Here is a 17,913-nt window from a genome sequence, read left to right as displayed (position 1 = left end):
CGCTAAGCCGCTCCTGCAATCTCATTCCGGAGTGACTTCGCCATGCGCCAGATGGACCGCTATCCTTTCATTTTCGCCATCGTCCTTTTCCTGCTGGCCTGGATGCTGGGCTTGCCGGTGCGGGCGCAATCGGCGCCGCTCGGCGACATCCACTGCACGCTGATCCAGGACCAGCAAAGCGGCGCAACACTTTACCAGGACGGCGTCTGCGACCAGCGTGTCAGTCCGGCCTCGACCTTCAAGGTTCCCCTGGCGCTGATCGGCTACGATGCCGGCATCCTGAGCGACGAGCATACGCCGAGCTGGGAGTACAAGCCGGAGTTCAAGGCGGCGAAGCGCGACCAGAAGACCGTCGATCCGACGATCTGGGAGCGCGATTCGATCGTCTGGTACTCGCGCGAGATCACGCGGCGGCTCGGTGCCGAGAAGTTCGCCGGTTATGTGTCGAAATTCGGCTATGGCAACAAGGACGTCTCGGGCGATGCCGGCAAGGACAACGGGCTGACGCAATCCTGGATCAATTCCTCGCTCGAAATATCGCCGGTCGAGCAGACGGCGTTTCTGCGCCAGTTGCTCGCCGGCAAGATGCCGGTGTCGGCGAAGGCGCATGAGATGACCAGAGCGGTCCTGCCGACCTTCGCGGCAGGGGACTGGACGTTGCAAGGCAAGACCGGCAGCACCAGGCTCGGCCAGGACGGCAAGCGCTCGCTCGGCTGGTTCGTCGGCTGGGCCGAGAAGGACGGTCGCCGCATCGTCTTTGCAAGGCTGGTCGTCGATGCCAAGCGTACCGGAGAGCCGAAGGGTCTCGCGACGCGGGCGGCGTTCCTGAAGGATTTGCCGCAGCTAGTGAAATGATCGGGTCAGGCTCGGGGCGACCAACTCCTGCCACCGGCAGATTCTCTGCCGAGCCCAAGGATTCATGACTTCGTATTCCGCATCGTACCCCTGCTCATAAAGATCGAAGAACGATTAAGCTTCGGGATAGGGATTGTCGCGCGGACGGTTGTCGCGGGCATCATCCTGACCACGCCGAAAGCCTTCTGTTCAGCTTCAATCTGCCTACTCGTCATCAAGGAGCTCGAGGAGTTATTGACACCGTCCTTATCCCGTTCGGCTAGCTTACGCGTCAATTGGATATTTTTTTCGATCCGCTATTGAGGCGGCGTCGAAGTTATCGAGTGTGGGATTAGAAGAGACCTGACAAGGCTGGCAAGTATTCCATTAGCTTTGCAATTGCCCATTCGGCCGCGTGGCCAACGGCAGTTTCAGCGAACTGTGCGGCAATCCAGGTGAGGGCTATGCCGACGAGGCCAACAAGTGCGCCGATTCGGAGTTTTGTCGCTTGAAGCAGACGACGGGCAGCGCTGATCTCAGCGACAACTCGTTCCTTTTCCTCTGGGTCGCCTTCGTTAACCTGCTGCACCTTTTGCTCAACATCCGCGAGAGCAGCGTCGGCATCTTGGTGAGCGGATGAGTTGTGATCGAGGGTGACAATGCGGTCTGCAGCAGGAATACCCTCAAGCACCACATTCGCGACAGGCTTGTCTACGTTCTTTACAAGGTAGCGCCGAAGTTCGCGAACATGTGGTTCAAAAAGATGCTGGTTCATCTCAGTGATGATACCGTTGATGTTATTGCCGCTCACCGGGAAGAAGTTGATGCCAAACTGCCAGGCACTGTCTTCCTTTTCAGTCAACGAGTCCAAGAGCACCAGTTGGCTAGAAAGCCTATCTTCCAAGTCTTCGGGCCAGTTTAATTTGCCCGAGCCTATCATGCCGCGGCCTCTCACAATAACCTCCGTTCCTAGCCGTTCGGCTGAGAAGTGACTCTTAAGCCAAGCAATCCGGGTACGCAGCGGTTCTGGGGCTTGCTCTAAAGTTCGGAGCCATTGTCGTAGAAGTCGTGCATAATCCTGGTGCCGCGCGAGGCTGACCTCCTGCGAATAGTGGTCAAAGTCGTCAAAAAACTCTTCTAAATCGTCTGCCATGTGACTGCTCCAATAAACGCCAACCCTATGCAGCAGATAAAAGTGTTCTGCTCCATCTTTCGCTAGTTCAATTCCCACAATGTTCATACCATTCTGCTGAAACAAAATGCATCCTGGCTGAACGCAATGATCTCCTAGCGCTGACAGAGAAAGACGAGATCGATGCAGTAGAACTCTATGCAGCGGACAGGTGATCGGGTGCAGCTAGCGCGTAGCGCCGCCCGACTTCGATCCATCGCGTGGCATCGTTCGCAAGCCTTAGCAGCCGGCCTGCGACATTGCCCACGAAATTTCCTGAAGGACTGGTCTTTACCTGACGCGGCGCTGTCTCTAAAACCGCGCCCGTCGCTGGACACCTCCGGCTGGCCCTCTGCATGACGCACCTATATGTTCGACATGCATTTAACCACCCGCGCTCGTTTGTGGGACTGGATAGGAGATTATCAATGTCTGAAAATAAAATAATGGGCTTTCAGCTATCATCTAGGCCCTCCGTTTCCCTGACATTTCCTGATGGTTCGGTCCGCGAGTACGACGCGGCGCTGACCGGCGCCGGTCTTGCCGAATCGATCTCCAAGTCGCTGGCCAAGAAGGCTGTGGCCTATAGCCTCGACGGCATCGTTCGCGATCTTTCCGATCCGCTCGGCACGTCCGGCAAGGTCGAGATCATCACCCGCGAGGATCCGCGCGCGCTGGAGCTCATCCGCCACGATGCGGCGCATGTGCTGGCCGAGGCCGTGCAGGAGCTGTGGCCGGGAACGCAGGTGACGATCGGGCCGGTTATCGAGAACGGGTTCTATTACGACTTTGCCAGGAACGAGCCGTTCACGCCGGACGATTTTCCGGTGATCGAAAAGAAGATGCGCGAGATCATCCAGCGCAACAAGCCGTTCACCAAGGAAGTGTGGTCGCGCGAGAAGGCGAAGAAGGTCTTCGCCGAGAAGGGCGAGCGCTACAAGCTCGAACTGATCGACGCCATTCCGGAGGACCAGGACCTCAAAATCTACGCACAGGGCGACTGGTTCGACCTGTGCCGCGGTCCGCACATGGCCTCGACCGGGCAGATCGGCAATGCCTTCAAGCTCATGAAGGTGGCGGGCGCCTACTGGCGCGGCGACTCGAACAATCCGATGCTGACGCGCATCTACGGCACAGCCTTTGCCGACCAGGCGCAGCTCGATGCCTACCAGACCCTGCTGGAAGAGGCCGAGAAGCGCGACCACCGCAAGCTCGGCCGCGAGATGGACCTGTTCCATTTCCAGGAAGAGGGACCGGGCGTCGTCTTCTGGCACGCCAAGGGCTGGAAGATGGTGCAGAACCTGATCAACTACATGCGCCGCCGCCTCGACGAGCACGGCTATCAGGAAGTCAACGCGCCGCAGGTGCTGGACAAGAGCCTGTGGGAGACGTCGGGACACTGGGGCTGGTACCGTGATGCGATGTTCAAGGTCACGGTCGCCGGCGACGACACCGACGATGACCGCGTCTTCGCGCTGAAGCCGATGAATTGTCCGGGCCATGTGCAGATCTTCAAGCATGGGTTGAAGTCCTACCGCGAACTGCCCGTAAAGCTTGCGGAGTTCGGCAATGTGCATCGCTACGAGCCGTCGGGCGCGCTCCACGGGCTGATGCGCGTGCGCGGCTTCACGCAAGATGACGCCCATATCTTCTGCACCGAGGAGCAACTGGCGGCCGAGTGCCTGCGCATCAACGACTTGATCCTGTCCACCTATGCCGATTTCGGCTTCGAGGAGGTCAGCGTGAAGCTGTCGACGCGGCCGGACAAGCGCGTCGGCACCGACGAGGCCTGGGACCATGCCGAGGCGATCATGAGCAACGTGCTGGAGACGATCCGCACGCGCTCCGGCAACCGCATCAAGACCTCGATCAATCCGGGTGAGGGCGCCTTCTACGGGCCGAAATTCGAATATGTGCTGAAGGACGCCATCGGCCGCGAATGGCAATGCGGCACCACGCAGGTCGACTTCAACCTGCCGGAGCGCTTCGGTGCCTTCTATATCGGCTCGGATTCGGAGAAGAAGCAGCCGGTGATGGTGCATCGCGCCGTCTGCGGCTCGATGGAGCGCTTCCTCGGCATCCTGATCGAGAACTATTCCGGCCATTTCCCGCTGTGGTTCGCACCGCTGCAGGTGGTGGTGGCGACGATCACCTCGGATGCGGACGAGTACGCCTTGAATGTGGTCGAGCGGCTGAAGGCCGCGGGGCTGCTCGCCGAAGCCGACCTGCGCAACGAGAAGATCAACTACAAGGTGCGCGAGCATTCGCTCGCCAAGGTGCCGGTCATCCTCGTCTGCGGCAGGCGCGAGGCGGAAGAGGAAACCGTCAATGTCCGCCGGCTTGGCTCCCGCGACCAGGAATCGCTGAAGCTCGACGACGCGGTGAAGCAACTTTCCGACGAGGCGGTCTCGCCCGACCGCAAGCGTCGCGCAGCCTGACTTACCAGCGCTTCCTTGAATGGCGGTGGCGTGTCCACCGCCATTTTCATATGCCTGTCACGCCAGCCTTGTAACGAGCCGCCATGCTCAAGTTGAAACTGCGGGAAAGACGGTTTCCCGAGCTTTCCTACGCCAACCCGCATCAACCGGTGCTGACGCGCTGGTTCATCCATTCGGTCGAGGGCCTCTCGGGGCGCGACCGCTTCGCCGTGCTCTACGATTTCTGGCGCCGCCAGGTGGTGCCGACCGGCGACCGCGTATTCAGCCGCATGCTGGAATTGATGGACGTCAAGGTCCGCAACGCCATGCAATGGCCGCCGCCAGCGCTGCCGGACACGCCGCTGGTCATCGTCGCCAACCACCCCTTCGGCATCGGCGACGGCATTGCGGTCCTGTCACTGGTCGAGCAACTGGGCCGGCCGTTCCGGGTCATGATCCACAAGGATCTGCTCAGGATCCGCGAAATGGAGCCCTATTCGCTGCCGATCGATTTTTCCGAGACCAAGGAAGCGTTGAAGAACAACATGGCGGTACGCCATGAAGCGGTGCGGCTGTTGAAGGAAGGCGTCACCATCGTCGTGTTCCCGGCCGGCGGCGTCGCGACGGCGCCGAAGGGTTTCGGCCGCGCCGTCGACCTGCCGTGGAAGATGTTCCCGGCCAAGCTCGTCCAAGACGCCAAGGCCTCGGTCATCCCGATGCATTTCTCCGGCCAGAACGGCCGCCTGTTCCATCTCGTCAGCGGCCCGATGAATATGGCCGAGCGCGACAATCGCGTGGCGAAGTTCATCGGCAAGGCGTCGCTGACGCTGCGCACCTCCTTGCTTATCCGCGAATTCGCCCGACTGTCGGGCAAGGCGATCGAGGTGCGCATCGGCGACGTGCTGAGATGGAGCGACCTTGAGCCGCTGCGCGACCGCAAGGCGCTGCTCGATCGCCTCTATCGCGCGGTCTTCGATCTGGCGACGCCTTCCGCGCAGCGTGGCCGCGTGCCGTTCCTGCCGAAACGGATGCGCAAGGCGGCCTGATCAGCCCGATCAGTCCGCGCCTTCCTCGGGGTCGATGGCTGAGGATTCGTTGGCCACGACCTCGATTTCCTGGTTCTGGCCGGCAACGACCGTGAAATCCTTCTGGTAGATACGGTCGCGGTTCTTGGCGATGATGGTGTATTGGCCTTCGGCCAGCACCATCGAGGCGAAGGCGCCGACCGCTTCCTTGATCGGATCGCCGCTCTCGTTGAGCAGCGACCAGGACGTGTCGGCGATGGCCTCGCCGCCGGGCTCGCGCACCAGCTTCATCGTCATCTCGGCAGCGCGGTGCTCGACGGTCGCCTCCGTCAGCTTGCCGGCCTCGACGCGGATGTCGGAGCGGATCACGGCGTTGACCGCGCCATAGGTGGAGACGACATGGTAGGTGCCGGCGTTCAGCCGCACAACGGTGTTCGGCGCGACGTCGGGAGCGATCAGCGGTCGGTCGCCATTGGCCGCGGCCTGGCCTTCATAGATCGAGAAGCGCAATTTCTTCGGCGGGATGGGCGCGCCGCCCGATGTCACCGCGTCGAGCTTCAGGCCGCCGGCATCGAGCACGAGACTTTCGCGCCTTGCCTCCTTGCCGACCGTGATGCGTTTGGTGGCGCCGGCGCGTCCGTAGGAGGCGTGCACCAGATAGCTGCCGGGGTCGAGCTGGAACACGGCCGTGCCGCCATGGGCGGATGCCACCATCGGCAGTTTGCCGTCACTGGCGGGCTGCGGCCTGAAAACCCGCCAGACGATGCCGCGGGTGATGTCGGCGCCCTTGTCGGTCAACTGCGCCGACAGCGTGATGGCGCCGCCGTTGCCGAGCGCCAGCGGCGTCCCGGCCTTCGGCGTTGCGTAGCTCGAAATGCCTGGAAGCTTGATGTCGCCGATGTCGTTGGCGTTCTGGGCCAGCGCGAAGGAAACCGGCACCGCGAACAACGCGGCGACGAGTGCGATCACGAAAAGGCGCAAGATCCCCTCAAACATGCCTTGCGTTGAAGCCCAAGGCGGTGGCAATTTCAAGGCCTAGAAGCGCGCCGCGCTGCGCGGCGGCTTCTTATCCGGCGCAAAACGCCACCGCCCGAGCCGCCCGACCTCCCGATGGCGTGCTTCAGCTCAAAATTGAATGCTATTGAATGCTTAGGAGACTTGCGCCCATGGCGTCGCCGATCATCGACTTCCTGCTCACCCGCAATTCCGCGCCGATACCCGACCTCAAGGAACCGGCGCCGAGCGATGCCGAGATCGCGACGATGATCGCGGCGGCCTCGCGCGTCCCCGACCACGGCCGGCTCGAGCCCTGGCGCTTCATCCTCTATCGCGGCGAGGCGCGCGTCGAGATCGGCAAGAAGCTGGCAGCACTTGCCGAGCAGCGCGAAGGCCCGTTGCCGGAAGGACGGCGCAACCAGGAACTGGCGCGCTTCTCGCGCGCGCCGCTGGTGATCGGCGTGGTGTCGGTGCCGAGGGAGAACCCGAAGATCCCGCAATGGGAGATGTTCCTGTCGGGCGGCATGGCGGCGATGAACCTGATGATCGCGGCGAACGCGCTGGGCTATGGCACCAACATGATCAGCAACTGGTATTCCGACGTTCCGGAGGGCAGGGCGATTCTCGGGCTGTCGCCGCAGGAGCGTGTCATCGGCTTCGTCCATATCGGCTCCTATCAGGGGCCGGCGCCGGAGCGGCCGCGGCCCGATCCGGCAAAGCTCTATAGCGATTACGCCGGTCCCTGGGCCGGTTAGGACCTTTGCGTGTTTTCGGAGGAACGGCGGCAGCGGGCGGCCAATAGTGGTGGGGGACGTCACGGAAGGTTGGTCATGATCTCGAGATTGGTTTTCCAGACATTCGTATGGTTCGGCATCATGGGCGTGCTGCTGTTTCTGTCGGCCGGCACGCTGCACTGGACCGGAGCTTGGGTGTACATAGTCGTGATGGTCGGGCTGAGCCTTACGATGGGCGTCGCGCTCGCCCGGCGCGATCCAGGCCTTATGAATGAGCGTCTCCGCCCGCCGATCCAGAAGACCCAGACCGCGGCCGACAAGATATTGCTGAGCATATTGCTGCTCGGCATCTTCGCCTGGCTGGCTCTGATGGGACTCGATTTCCGTTTCGGCTGGTCGGCAGCTCCCGTGTGGGTGCAGGCGATAGGTGCGCTGGTCCTGCTTGTCGGGATATGGGTCTGCTATCTGACGATGCTGGAAAACAGCTTCGCAGCGCCTGTCGTGAAGATCCAGGACGAGCGTGGACAGAAGGTGATCACGACAGGCCCCTACAGTTATGTCCGCCATCCGATGTATGCCGGCGCCATACTCTATTTCGCCGGCACGGCGCTGCTGCTTGGTTCCTGGTGGGGACTGGCGTCGGTGCTTGTCTTCATCGTACTGCTCGGCATCCGCACCTTCATCGAGGAAAAGACGTTGCGGAGCGGCCTGCAGGGCTATGACGTTTATGCCGCGCGCGTGCGCTACAAGCTGATCCCGATGGTCTGGTAACCTCAGGCAAGGCTGCCCGCCGCTCGGGCGCGAGCCAATAAATGCTCGGCCAGACGCAAATGCGGCCTGTCGTACATCTTGCCGTCGATGCCGACGACGCCCGGATTTCCCGCCGCCGCGAAGGCATCGACGATCGCGCGCGATCGCGCGACCGCTTCGGCGGACGGCGTGAAGGCGGCATTGATGACCGGCACCTGCGCCGGATGGATCGCCATCTTGCCGATGAAGCCGTCGCGCTCGGCCTCGCGGCATTCCTTCTCGAGGGCGGCCATGTCGCGGAAATCGGGAAAGACGGTGTCGATGGCGGCGACTTCGGCCGCGCCGGCCGCCAGAATGGTCGTGGTGCGCGCCAGGCGAAACACGTCGGTGTAGCGGCCGCTCTCGTCGCGGGTCGCGCGCGCGCCGATTGCCGCGGACAAATCCTCCGCGCCCCAGGTCAGGCCGGCAAGCCGCGCGCTTGCGCCGGCATAGCTCGCCGCCGCCAGCACGCCCGCCGCGGTCTCGGTGATGATCGGCAGGATTCTTATGACGCCGTCCGGAAGCCCGTTCTCGGCCTCGTGCACTCGCAGCTTTGCCGCCAGCTGCTGGACGTCTTGCCCGCTGTTCGACTTCGGCAGCATGATGCCGTCGGGCTTCGCCACGACGAGCGCCGCAAGATCGTCGTCGGTCAGGCCGGTGGAAAGATCGTTGACCCGCACATAGATTGCCGAACCCGTCCGGTCTCTTTGACTCGAGATGAACTCGGCCGCGGTCGCGCGCGCCGCCGCCTTGCTGGCGGCGGCAACGGAATCTTCGAGATCGACGATGATCACGTCGGCGCCGGCCTCGAATCCCTTTTCCAGCTTGCGCTCGGAATCGCCGGGCACGAACAGCAGCGAGCGCATCAGGCCGCCTTCCTTAGCATCATCGCCTGCCTGGTGCATTTGGCGACAAGAATGTCGTTCTGATTGTAGGCGCGGTGCTCGAACTCGACGATGCCGCGATCGGGTTTCGACTTGGAGTCGCGCACGGAGACAACCGTCGTCTCGACCCGGATGGTGTCGCCGTGGAAGACGGGGTACGGGAACACCGTTTCCTTCATGCCGAGATTGGCGACCGTGGTGCCGACGGTGATGTCGTTCACCGAGATGCCGATCATCAGGCCGAGCGTGAACAGCGAATTCACCAGCGGCTTGCCCCATTCGGTTTTCGCGGCAAAGTCGAAATCGATGTGCAAGGGCTGCGGGTTCAACGTCATCACCGAAAACAGCATGTTGTCGCTCTCGGTCACAGTCTTGCGCAGCGTGTGGCGGAAGACATGGCCGACGACAAACTCTTCCAGATACAGCCCGGCCATGGTTCGATTTCCTCCGATGTCCTTGCTTGATAGGCGTTGGCTGCGCCCCCATCAAGCCGGTTAAGAAACATGGTGAACCGTTCGTAAACCATTTGCAGCCTACCGTTCACAACGGGGCCGGGACCTTTCCGGCAAGGGCGCAGCTGGTCGGTATGGTTGTTTCGCATTTTCTAAAATGGATTGATACGGCAAGGGTTTCCGAGCGTGCCGCCGCCGCGAGCGCGCTGGCGCGCGCCTATATCAATTCCGATCTGCCGTTCGAGGATCGCTGTGCCGCCGAGGCGGCGCTGACGCTGCTTCTGGACGACGCTTCGTCCAAGGTGCGCCTGGCGCTTGCCGAGGCGCTGTCGATGAGCCATCACGCGCCGCCGCAGGTGATCAGCGCCTTGGCCGCCGACCAGCCGGAAGTGGCGGCGCTGGTGCTCGCGCGTTCGCCGCTGCTTACCGACGCCGATCTGGTCGAGCGCGTCGCCTGCGGCCAGAAGGTGACGCAGAAGCTGATCGCCAACCGTCCGGTCGTCTCGATGTCGCTGGCGGCGGCGATCGCCGAGATCGGCGAACCGGAAGCCTGCGCCGCGCTGATCGGCAACAGCGGCGCCGAGATCGCTTCGCTGAGCTTCCGCCGCATGGCCGAGCGACACGGCCACCTGCCGCTGGTGCGCGAGGCGCTGATTGCCGATCGGCGCCTGCCGGCCGACTGCCGGCACATGTTGCTGGTCAAGCTCGGCGAGACCTTGAAAGGTTCGCCGCTGGTGCTGGCGATGATGGGGGCGGCGCGCGCCGATCGCGTCATGCGCGATGCCTGCGTGAAAGCCTCGGTCACGCTGATCGAGGGAACGCGCATGGAGGAGCATGCCGCACTGATCGAGCATCTGCGGCTGCGCGGCGACCTCACCGCCGGTTTCATCATCCGCACCATCGCGCATGGCAAGGTGGACTTCTTCGGCTCGACCCTGGTGGCTCTAGCCCGACAATCCGAGCAACGGGTGACGGCACTTCTCGCTGGCGGGCACGACGTTGCGCTGCAGGCGCTGTTCCGCAGCGCCGGGCTTGCGCCGGCCACGCATGGCATCATCCTGAGGGCGCTGAAAGTCTGGCGCGAGGTCGCCAATGGCCGGCGTGTCGCCGGCGTGCAGGAAGTGAGCTGGCTGATGCTGAAGGAGCTCGGCGGCCAATCGGCCGAGGGCGATCTTGCCGGGTTGGTGAAGTCGATCCATCTCGACGCCCTGCGTGAAAACGCGCGTGGGCACGCGCTGGCCATCGCTGCGGCCTGAGCGGATCACAATCAGGTCTCAGCTGAGTTCCTGGGCGAGTCCGATAAGAAGCCCTTCAGGCCCGCGGATATAGCAAAGCCGATACGCGTCCTTGTACCGGACGACTTCGCCGACGAGCTCGGCGCCGCGCTTGCGGAGCCTCTCAAGCGTGTCGTCGATGTCGTCCACGGCGAACATGATCCGGAGATAGCCCAATGCGTTCACCGGGGCATTGCGGTGATCCGCGATGACAGGGGGCGTGATGAAGCGGGACAGCTCGAGCCGGCTGTTGCCGTCGGGTGTGCGCATCATGGCGATCTCGACATGCTGGTCGCCGAGCCCGGTGACACGTCCGGCCCACTCTCCTTCGATCGCGGCACGCCCTTCGAGTTCAAGGCCGAGCTCGCGAAAGAAATCAACCGTGCTGTCGAGGTCATCGACGACGATTCCGACATTGTCCATCCGTTTGAGCGCCATGTGTCCAACCTAAAAGGTGTCGACCAGTCCAGCAAGGACCCATTCTCGGGAAGGCCCAAACCAGACACGTCCCGAGGCGGTTAAGCGCGACCCTTCGCAAAGAAATCCGGGTAATCTTCCATCGCCGCGGCAATGATGCGCAGCGAGGCGGCGATCTGCAGTATTTCGAGCCGATCGCTGCGTTGGGCGATGCTGGCCGCGTATTGCCTCGCCACCGCGATGGTCGCGGTCTGCGGCTCGCCCGGTTGCCGAAACAGCAATTCGCGCGCCAGGGCGCGCAGGAAATTGCCGATGGACTCGACTGTTTCATGCGGAACGGCGGAGTTCAGTTGCGCGTGGCGCAGCCGCAGCACTTCCAGTCCGACGGTGACGGCCGCGATGCTTCCGCCGAGAATGGGATCGCCCTTGCGGCCCGTCCGCTGGACCTGCGGCATCAACTGGTTGATCCGGTCATAGGCGAGGCTTTCGAAAGCCGAACGGCGGGGAATGCGCTCATGCAGGCAAAGCCGGGCCAGGTCCTCGCGCATCGCCTGCGAGATGCGCTCCACGGTGACCCAGGGATCGGCGGGCAGCACGACAATGAAGACGCCGATGGCAATCAGAATGCCGACCAGGATCGAGGCCGAGCCGGCGAAGAACGGCCCGGGATCGTAGATCATCTGCTGATGCGGGCTGAGGAAGGCGAGGAAGTTGATGGCGAAGGCGGTGGCGACGCCGACATGGCGCGGATTGGCCATGCCGAGCGCCGCGGGCACCAGGATCGGCACGACGAAGAGCGTGAACCAGCCGAAGCCCGGCAGCGCCGGCAGCGCGACCTGGCCAACAAGGAAGGCAAAAGGCAGCGCGATCAGCGTGCCGGTGAAAAAACCCCAGGCGGACTGCACGGGATCTGGGCGCGATGCGAACAGGCTGGAGACGACGGCGACGAGGATGACGGTGCCGGCGGCTTCCGACCATCTGGTCGTCAGCCAAAAAATCGCCACGAGCAACGTCGCCAGTGCGGCGCGCACGGCATTGCGCCATGCGGCCTGGTAGTCGCGGTGGACAACCAGCGCCGGCTGGCCCCGCTCGCTCGATTTGCTGGAGACAGGCGAGCGAAGCGCCTCCAGCCCGCGCATCACCTGCTTCAGCGCCTCGGCGAAATCGCCGGCGATGGTCAGTCGGGTGATGGTGCCGACCTTGTCTTCGCCGTTATCCTTGGAGCCGGTATCGTTGGGCAGTTCGGGCATCTCCCTGGCCTTGCTCGCGATCGCGCCGAGCCTTGCCACCCATGGCCCGGTGTCATCGAGCGCGCCGGGCGTCGCCGCCAGTTCACCGACGAAGGCTTTCAGCTCGCTGCGCACGGGAATGAGCGCCGCGTTCTTCGGCCTGCGGTGGCTGTGCAACGCGCGCGCCGCCGAAAGCGCCCACAGAAGCTGGCCGATCGTGCGCCGCACCGGATGGGCGCGAGTGGCGAAGCTCGGCGCCTCCAGCCGCGCATAGGTGCGCATCTCAGCGAGCGTCTGGGCATCGGCGATCAGCTTGCGCTGGAGCGCGGCGAGGCTCGCCGGGTCGCCGCCGGAAAAGGCGCCGCCGGCATATTCGGCAAGGTCGAGGATGCTGCGCTTCAACCTGGAAATGATAGCGTCGGCCGCGAGCTTTGGCAGGATCAACCGGCTGGTGACGCCGGCGCAGACGATGCCGAGCACGATCTCCGCGCAACGCGCGACGGCGAGGTCGACGACAATATGCGGTTGTCCGAGGGCCGGCAGGCTGATGATCATCGCCGTGTAGCCGGCAAGCGCGGCGCCATAGGCTTCCGGATTGCGCAACAGCGACGAGACCAGCGTGCAGACGCCGATCCAGAGCGCTAGCACGGTGACAAGCAGCCACGGGTCGGCGCCGAACAGTGAAGTGATGCCGACTGCGGCGAGACCGCCGGCCAGCGTGCCGAGCAGCCGGTAGAAGCCCTTTGCCAGCACCATGCCGGCGACCGGCTGCGCGACGATGAACACCGTCATCATCGCCCATTGCGGATGATCGAGCTTCAGCGCATAGGCGGCAAGCAGCGCGACCAGTCCGGCCGAAACCGTGCGTAGGGCAAAAATCCAGTCCGAACGGGTCGGCTGCGTCAGACCGCTTAAGGGCCTCTCGACAAGCTCTTTAAACCGCGTCCAGGTCACACCGGTTCTCCGTGCCGGAGCCTGTTATGGACCGGACGGCGTTCAGATATCCAGCACGTCCGTCTCGGCGAATTCGGCGCGCTCCTGGATGAAGCGGAAACGCGCCTCGGGCTTGGTGCCCATCAGCGCGTCGACGGCATCCCTGGTGGCCTGCTCGGCGTCGATCACGTCGACCCTCAAAAGCGTGCGCTTCCTCGGATCCATCGTGGTCTCCTTGAGCTGTGAGGCCATCATCTCGCCCAGGCCCTTGAAGCGGCCGATCTCGACCTTGCCGCGCCCGGTGAACTCGGTGCGCAGCAACTCGTCCTTGTGCGCGTCGTCGCGGGCATAGCCGACCTTGCCGCCTTGCCGGATCGAATAGAGCGGCGGCACGGCCATGTAGAGATGGCCGCCGCGGATCAGGTTCGGCATCTCCTGATAGAAGAAGGTGATCAGCAACGAAGCGATGTGCGCGCCGTCGACGTCGGCGTCGGTCATGATGATCACGCGGTCGTAGCGCAGATCCTCGTCGCGATATTTGGAACGCGTGCCGCAGCCGAGCGCCTGGATGAGATCGGAAATCTGCTGGTTGGCGGCAAGCTTGTCGTTGCCGGCGGAGGCGACATTGAGAATCTTGCCGCGCAGCGGCAGCACTGCCTGGCTGGCGCGGTCGCGCGCCTGCTTGGCCGAGCCGCCGGCCGAGTCGCCCTCGACGATAAAGATCTCGGCGCCGGCGGCGGCGTTCTGCGTGCAGTCGGCAAGCTTGCCCGGAAGGCGCAGCTTGCGCACCGCGCTTTTGCGGGAGACTTCCTTTTCCTGGCGGCGCCGCACGCGTTCGTCGGCGCGCGCGATGACCCAGTCCAGAAGCTTGGAGGCTTCCTGCGGATTGTCTGCCAGCCAGTGGTCGAACGGGTCGCGAAGGGCGTTTTCGACGATGCGCATTGCCTCGATCGTCGCCAGCCTGTCCTTGGTCTGGCCGACGAATTCCGGCTCGCGGATGAACACCGACAGCATGCCGGCGGCCGAGATCATCACGTCATCGGTGGTGATGATCGAAGCGCGCTTGTTGCCGATGAGGTCGGCGTAAGCGCGCAACCCGCGCGTCAGCACGTTGCGGAAGCCGGCCTCATGCGTGCCGCCTTCGGGGGTCGGAATGGTGTTGCAATAGGAGTTGAGGAAACCGTCGCCGCCGAACCAGGTCACAGCCCATTCGAGCGAACCGTGGCCGCCCTGCTTGTCGCTCTTCCCGGCGAAAACCTCGCGCGTGACCTGGAATTCGTCGCCCAGCGTCGCCTTGAGATAGTCCTTGAGGCCGCCGGGGAAATGGAACTCGGCCTTTGCCGGCGTCTGATCCTTGTCCTTGATCAGCGACGGATCGCAGGTCCAGCGGATCTCGACGCCGCCGAACAGATAGGCCTTCGAGCGCGTCATGCGGTAAAGGCGCGCCGGTTCGAAGGCGGCGCCCTTGCCGAAAATCTGCTCGTCAGGATGGAAACGGGTCTTCGTGCCGCGGCGGTTGTGGACCTCGCCGAGATGCTCCAATCCACTGACCGGGACGCCGCGCGAAAAACGCTGCCGGTAGAGCTGACGACCCCGCGCGACCTCGACCTCGAGGTGGTCGGACAGCGCATTGACGACCGAGACGCCGACGCCGTGCAAGCCGCCGGAGGTCTCGTAAACCTTGGAGTCGAACTTGCCGCCCGAATGCAGCGTGGTCATGATGACTTCGAGCGCCGGCTTCTTGAATTTCGGATGCGGATCGACCGGGATGCCGCGGCCGTTGTCGGTGACGGTCAGGAAGCCGTCGGCGGAAAGCTCGACGTCGATGAAGGTGGCGTGGCCGGCCACCGCTTCGTCCATCGAATTGTCGATGACCTCGGCGAACAGGTGGTGCATCGCCTTGTCGTCGGTGCCGCCGATATACATGCCCGGACGGCGCCGCACCGGCTCGAGCCCTTCCAGCACCTCGATATCGGCGGCGCTGTAGCCCTCGCTGCCGTCGCGGGTGGCGGTCGTACGCTTCGCTGCCTGCACTAGCGGATCGGCGGGCCGTGAGGGCGCGCGCACCGGCTGTGCCGGCTTTTCCATCTTGCCGAAGAGGTCGTTGCTGTCGTCCATGCTGGGCCTAGCGTCCGGTAATGCGAATCATTCCTCGATACTGCCACGCTTTTGGCGGGCGAACGAGTTCCTGTTCCGTTCAGGGATTCAAACTGTCTCTTATTTCAAAACCATTCGATAACCAAGCCGGCCGAAATAGGGCGATCGGCGGGTCGCGGGATTCCTGATTCTTTAACATTAACGCCTAGCGTGAGACCCAACTAACAAAAGACCACGGGCGTCAGGGGTTCCATTGTGAGGGGCAAGGCCATAACCATGATCGGCATCGCCGCCGTTTTCGGCGCGATCTCGATCTTTGCGGCGGATTTCTGGGTCAAGAGCCAGGCGAAGGCTCAGGCCGAGGTCAAGGTCGTCGTGGCGCCGCAGCAGCCCAAGGTCGAGTTCAAGACCATCGTGGTGGCGCACGCGCCGCTGCGCTACGGCATGGAGCTTGGACGGCCGCAACTCGCCGAGATTCCGTGGCCGCAGGATTCGCTGCCGCAGGGCGCTTTCCCGACGATCGACAAGCTGCTTGCGGACGGCAGCCGGGTCGTGCTGTCGCCGATCGAGGTCAACGAACCGGTGCTGCTCACCAAGCTGTCGGGACCGAACGGCCGCGCCACGCTTTCCAATATGCTGTCGGCGGGAATGCGGGCCGTCACCATCCGCACCGACGAGATCGCCGGCGTCGGCGGCTTCATCACGCCGGGAGACCGCGTCGACGTCGTGCTGACGCGCGATGCTGGGGACATCCAGGAAGTGTCCAAGAATGCTCAAGGGGCTGCCGGCTCGACCGTTACGTCCGAGATCGTTGTCTCCGATGCCAAGGTGCTCTCGGTCGGACAGGGCGCCGATGAACGCAAGACCGAGCCGCAAGTCGCCAATTCGGTGACCATCGAGGTGACCAACGACGGGGCGCAGAAGGTGGCGCTTGCCCGCACCGTCGGCACGCTGTCGTTGTCGCTGCGGTCGGCCGCCGACGCCAGCGCCAGCGAAAGCGGGCTGACGACCATCTCGTCCTTCGGCGGTTCGGTTGCCACAAATGCGCAGGCGAGCGCGGCCTCGCTCGTCAATGCGGTGACGAAGGACCAGGACGAGCCGAAATTCAAGACGGTGATCGTGACGCGCGGCGACAAGGTCGAGGAATACAAGGTTCCTTCGCGGCAACCGCCGCAGGAACTGCAGCAATAGCCGGTGGGGACCGGCGGGGACGGGGCAAGATGTTCGGGTTTGATGCATTTCGGACGACCGGGGGATGGCGTCTTCTCGGCGTGATTGCGCTGGCGGCGACAGTGCTTGGCGTCGCCGCGCCGGCAAGGGCTGGCAATGACGTCGTCTATGTCTCGGCGAACAAGAACGCCTCGATCAAGGTCGCCAAGGGCAAGCCGAAGACGATCATGACGAGCGCCGCCTTCTACCAGATCGTCATCGGCGACCCGGAGATCGCCAACGTCAACCCGCTGACCGATAAATCCTTCTATGTGCTGGGCAACAACCTGGGTACTACCGGCATTGCCCTGTTCGACCAGAACAAGCAGCTTGTCGGCACCATCGACATCGAGGTGACGCTGGATACCGACCAGTTGGCCAGCACCATCCGCGCCAGCGTGCCCGACGCCAAGATCAAGGTTGGCTCGGCAAACGGGCGCGTCGTGCTGTCGGGCGAAGCCGATGATGCTGTCGCCGCCGACAAAGCCAGCAAGATCGCGTCGCGCTTTTCCGGCAATGAGGAAGTCATCAACTCGGTCAACATCTCGTCCTCGCAGCAGGTGCAGCTCAATGTCCGCTTCGTCGAGATCAACCGCCAGGCGGGGCAGGATCTCGGCGCCAAATACGCAGCCAATTTCGCCTATGGCATCGGCAACCGCAAAGTCGTGCTGAACCCGGATGGGGGAAACCTGACGGGGGCCGGAACAGGCGAGATCATCGGCAGCTTGCTGTCGAACGGCGTTTCCATCGACATCGCCATCAAGGCGCTGGAGGAACGCGGTCTGGCGCGGCGGCTGGCGGAGCCGAACCTGATCGCGCGTTCGGGCCAGACGGCGAGCTTCCTTGCCGGCGGCGAGTTCCCGATCCCGGTTTCCGAAGACAATGGCAAGATCAGCGTCACCTACAAGAAGTACGGCGTCGGCCTCGATTTCACGCCGACGGTGCTGAAGGACGGGCTGGTCAGCCTCGACATCGCGCCGGAAGTGTCCTCGATCGACCCGTCCGCTTCCATCCAGGTCAGCAGCGGCATTTCCATTCCGGCCTTCATCGTGCGCCGCGCCAGGACATCGGTCGACCTCAAGAACGGCCAGAGCTTCATGATCGCCGGCCTCCTGCAGTCGCAGAACGACATCACGACATCGCGGGTACCGGGGATCGGCAAGCTGCCGGTGCTCGGCCCGCTGTTTTCCTCGAAGTCCTATCAGCGGCGCGAGACCGATCTGGTGATCATCGTCACGCCCTACTTGGTCAAGCCGGTCGATCCCTCGAAGAAGATGGTCGAGCCGACCGACGGCACCCAGCCGGCAAGTCCCGCCGACTATTTCCTGAACAACACCGAGGAAGTGAACGCCTCGGCGTCAAAGCGTCCGGTGGCGCTGGCAGACGGCAGCGCCGCCCGTCCCGTGGCTGCCGCCACGTCCGGCCACTTCCTCGATCTGCCAAAGGATTAAG

General features: G+C 63.4%; 15 protein-coding genes. 8 read left to right on the top strand and 7 right to left on the bottom strand.

Annotated features, from left to right (window positions below; translation table 11 throughout):
• The first annotated feature begins 42 nt into the window (after nt 1-42).
• Nucleotides 43-855: a class D beta-lactamase gene (gene blaOXA / locus LB552_RS02390; protein ID WP_224601650.1), complete on the top strand. Its 813-nt coding sequence runs from the start codon at nt 43-45 to the stop codon at nt 853-855.
• Between the two features lie 331 nt (nt 856-1,186).
• Here blaOXA and LB552_RS02385 read toward each other — a convergent pair whose 3' ends face one another.
• Complete coding sequence (locus LB552_RS02385; RefSeq protein ID WP_224601648.1) at nt 1,187-2,074, bottom strand: hypothetical protein; 888 nt, start codon at nt 2,072-2,074, stop codon at nt 1,187-1,189.
• A gap of 377 nt (nt 2,075-2,451) precedes the next feature.
• On the opposite strand from LB552_RS02385, the gene thrS reads away from it, so the two are divergent.
• Together thrS and LB552_RS02375 are read left to right on the top strand one after the other, a co-directional pair.
• Nucleotides 2,452-4,443 carry a threonine--tRNA ligase gene (gene thrS / locus LB552_RS02380; protein WP_224602249.1) on the top strand — a complete coding sequence of 664 codons (1,992 nt, stop codon included), beginning with the start codon at nt 2,452-2,454 and terminating at the stop codon, nt 4,441-4,443.
• Between the two features lie 83 nt (nt 4,444-4,526).
• The gene (locus tag LB552_RS02375; RefSeq protein ID WP_224601647.1) at nt 4,527-5,468 is read left to right on the top strand and encodes a lysophospholipid acyltransferase family protein; all 942 of its coding nucleotides are present in this window, start codon (nt 4,527-4,529) and stop codon (nt 5,466-5,468) included.
• Between the two features lie 9 nt (nt 5,469-5,477).
• Here LB552_RS02375 and LB552_RS02370 read toward each other — a convergent pair whose 3' ends face one another.
• Complete coding sequence (locus LB552_RS02370; RefSeq protein WP_224601645.1) at nt 5,478-6,443, bottom strand: hypothetical protein; 966 nt, start codon at nt 6,441-6,443, stop codon at nt 5,478-5,480.
• A gap of 170 nt (nt 6,444-6,613) precedes the next feature.
• Here LB552_RS02370 and LB552_RS02365 point away from each other — a divergent pair, with 170 nt between their 5' ends.
• Both LB552_RS02365 and LB552_RS02360 read left to right on the top strand, forming a co-directional pair.
• Nucleotides 6,614-7,198: a nitroreductase gene (locus tag LB552_RS02365; protein WP_224601643.1), complete on the top strand. Its 585-nt coding sequence runs from the start codon at nt 6,614-6,616 to the stop codon at nt 7,196-7,198.
• Nucleotides 7,199-7,273: 75 nt separating this feature from the next.
• Nucleotides 7,274-7,948, top strand: coding sequence for a methyltransferase family protein (locus LB552_RS02360; protein ID WP_224601641.1), 675 nt, complete (start codon nt 7,274-7,276; stop codon nt 7,946-7,948).
• Nucleotides 7,949-7,950: 2 nt separating this feature from the next.
• Here LB552_RS02360 and LB552_RS02355 read toward each other — a convergent pair whose 3' ends face one another.
• Entirely contained in the window at nt 7,951-8,832 is an 882-nt protein-coding gene (locus tag LB552_RS02355) for an HpcH/HpaI aldolase/citrate lyase family protein (RefSeq protein WP_224601639.1), read from the bottom strand.
• The gene (locus tag LB552_RS02350) at nt 8,832-9,284 is read right to left on the bottom strand and encodes a MaoC family dehydratase (RefSeq protein WP_224601637.1); all 453 of its coding nucleotides are present in this window, start codon (nt 9,282-9,284) and stop codon (nt 8,832-8,834) included. Before LB552_RS02350 ends, LB552_RS02355 begins: the two co-directional genes overlap by 1 nt.
• A gap of 152 nt (nt 9,285-9,436) precedes the next feature.
• Between LB552_RS02350 and LB552_RS02345 the strand changes: the two genes are divergently transcribed.
• Nucleotides 9,437-10,558, top strand: coding sequence for a DUF2336 domain-containing protein (locus LB552_RS02345; RefSeq protein WP_095765071.1), 1,122 nt, complete (start codon nt 9,437-9,439; stop codon nt 10,556-10,558).
• 18 nt (nt 10,559-10,576) lie between these two features.
• Here LB552_RS02345 and LB552_RS02340 read toward each other — a convergent pair whose 3' ends face one another.
• The 3 genes from LB552_RS02340 to parE form a co-directional block, all read right to left on the bottom strand.
• Nucleotides 10,577-11,014, bottom strand: coding sequence for a VOC family protein (locus LB552_RS02340; protein ID WP_224601635.1), 438 nt, complete (start codon nt 11,012-11,014; stop codon nt 10,577-10,579).
• An 80-nt stretch (nt 11,015-11,094) separates the two neighbouring features.
• The gene (locus LB552_RS02335; RefSeq protein WP_224601633.1) at nt 11,095-13,176 is read right to left on the bottom strand and encodes an FUSC family protein; all 2,082 of its coding nucleotides are present in this window, start codon (nt 13,174-13,176) and stop codon (nt 11,095-11,097) included.
• 42 nt (nt 13,177-13,218) lie between these two features.
• The gene (gene parE / locus LB552_RS02330; RefSeq protein ID WP_224601631.1) at nt 13,219-15,273 is read right to left on the bottom strand and encodes a DNA topoisomerase IV subunit B; all 2,055 of its coding nucleotides are present in this window, start codon (nt 15,271-15,273) and stop codon (nt 13,219-13,221) included.
• Nucleotides 15,274-15,528: 255 nt separating this feature from the next.
• Here parE and cpaB point away from each other — a divergent pair, with 255 nt between their 5' ends.
• Nucleotides 15,529-16,443, top strand: a complete 915-nt coding sequence (cpaB, locus tag LB552_RS02325) for a Flp pilus assembly protein CpaB (protein WP_224601629.1) — start codon at nt 15,529-15,531, stop codon at nt 16,441-16,443.
• Between the two features lie 29 nt (nt 16,444-16,472).
• On the top strand, nt 16,473-17,912 hold the full coding sequence (locus LB552_RS02320) for a type II and III secretion system protein family protein (RefSeq protein ID WP_140840380.1): 1,440 nt from the start codon (nt 16,473-16,475) through the stop codon (nt 17,910-17,912).
• The last annotated feature ends 1 nt before the right edge of the window (nt 17,913 follow it).

The sequence above is a fragment of the Mesorhizobium sp. CA7 genome (assembly GCF_020165015.1).
GTDB lineage: Bacteria > Pseudomonadota > Alphaproteobacteria > Rhizobiales > Rhizobiaceae > Mesorhizobium.
Note: the sequence above shows the minus strand (reverse complement) of the source record. Positions and strands in the feature narration are given on the sequence as shown.

Bases quoted from the DNA above. Each gene is read 5' to 3' on its own strand.
- LB552_RS02375 (WP_224601647.1), top strand. From the start codon at position 4,527: ATGCTCAAGTTGAAACTGCGGGAAAGACGGTTTCCCGAGCTTTCCTAC.
- LB552_RS02355 (WP_224601639.1), bottom strand. From the start codon at position 8,832: ATGCGCTCGCTGCTGTTCGTGCCCGGCGATTCCGAGCGCAAGCTGGAA.
- LB552_RS02340 (WP_224601635.1), bottom strand. From the start codon at position 11,014: ATGGCGCTCAAACGGATGGACAATGTCGGAATCGTCGTCGATGACCTC.
- cpaB (WP_224601629.1), top strand. From the start codon at position 15,529: ATGATCGGCATCGCCGCCGTTTTCGGCGCGATCTCGATCTTTGCGGCG.
- LB552_RS02345 (WP_095765071.1), top strand. From the start codon at position 9,437: ATGGTTGTTTCGCATTTTCTAAAATGGATTGATACGGCAAGGGTTTCC.
- LB552_RS02385 (WP_224601648.1), bottom strand. From the start codon at position 2,074: ATGAACATTGTGGGAATTGAACTAGCGAAAGATGGAGCAGAACACTTT.
- LB552_RS02365 (WP_224601643.1), top strand. From the start codon at position 6,614: ATGGCGTCGCCGATCATCGACTTCCTGCTCACCCGCAATTCCGCGCCG.
- parE (WP_224601631.1), bottom strand. From the start codon at position 15,273: ATGGACGACAGCAACGACCTCTTCGGCAAGATGGAAAAGCCGGCACAG.
- blaOXA (WP_224601650.1), top strand. From the start codon at position 43: ATGCGCCAGATGGACCGCTATCCTTTCATTTTCGCCATCGTCCTTTTC.
- LB552_RS02370 (WP_224601645.1), bottom strand. From the start codon at position 6,443: ATGTTTGAGGGGATCTTGCGCCTTTTCGTGATCGCACTCGTCGCCGCG.
- LB552_RS02360 (WP_224601641.1), top strand. From the start codon at position 7,274: ATGATCTCGAGATTGGTTTTCCAGACATTCGTATGGTTCGGCATCATG.
- thrS (WP_224602249.1), top strand. From the start codon at position 2,452: ATGGGCTTTCAGCTATCATCTAGGCCCTCCGTTTCCCTGACATTTCCT.
- LB552_RS02350 (WP_224601637.1), bottom strand. From the start codon at position 9,284: ATGGCCGGGCTGTATCTGGAAGAGTTTGTCGTCGGCCATGTCTTCCGC.
- LB552_RS02320 (WP_140840380.1), top strand. From the start codon at position 16,473: ATGTTCGGGTTTGATGCATTTCGGACGACCGGGGGATGGCGTCTTCTC.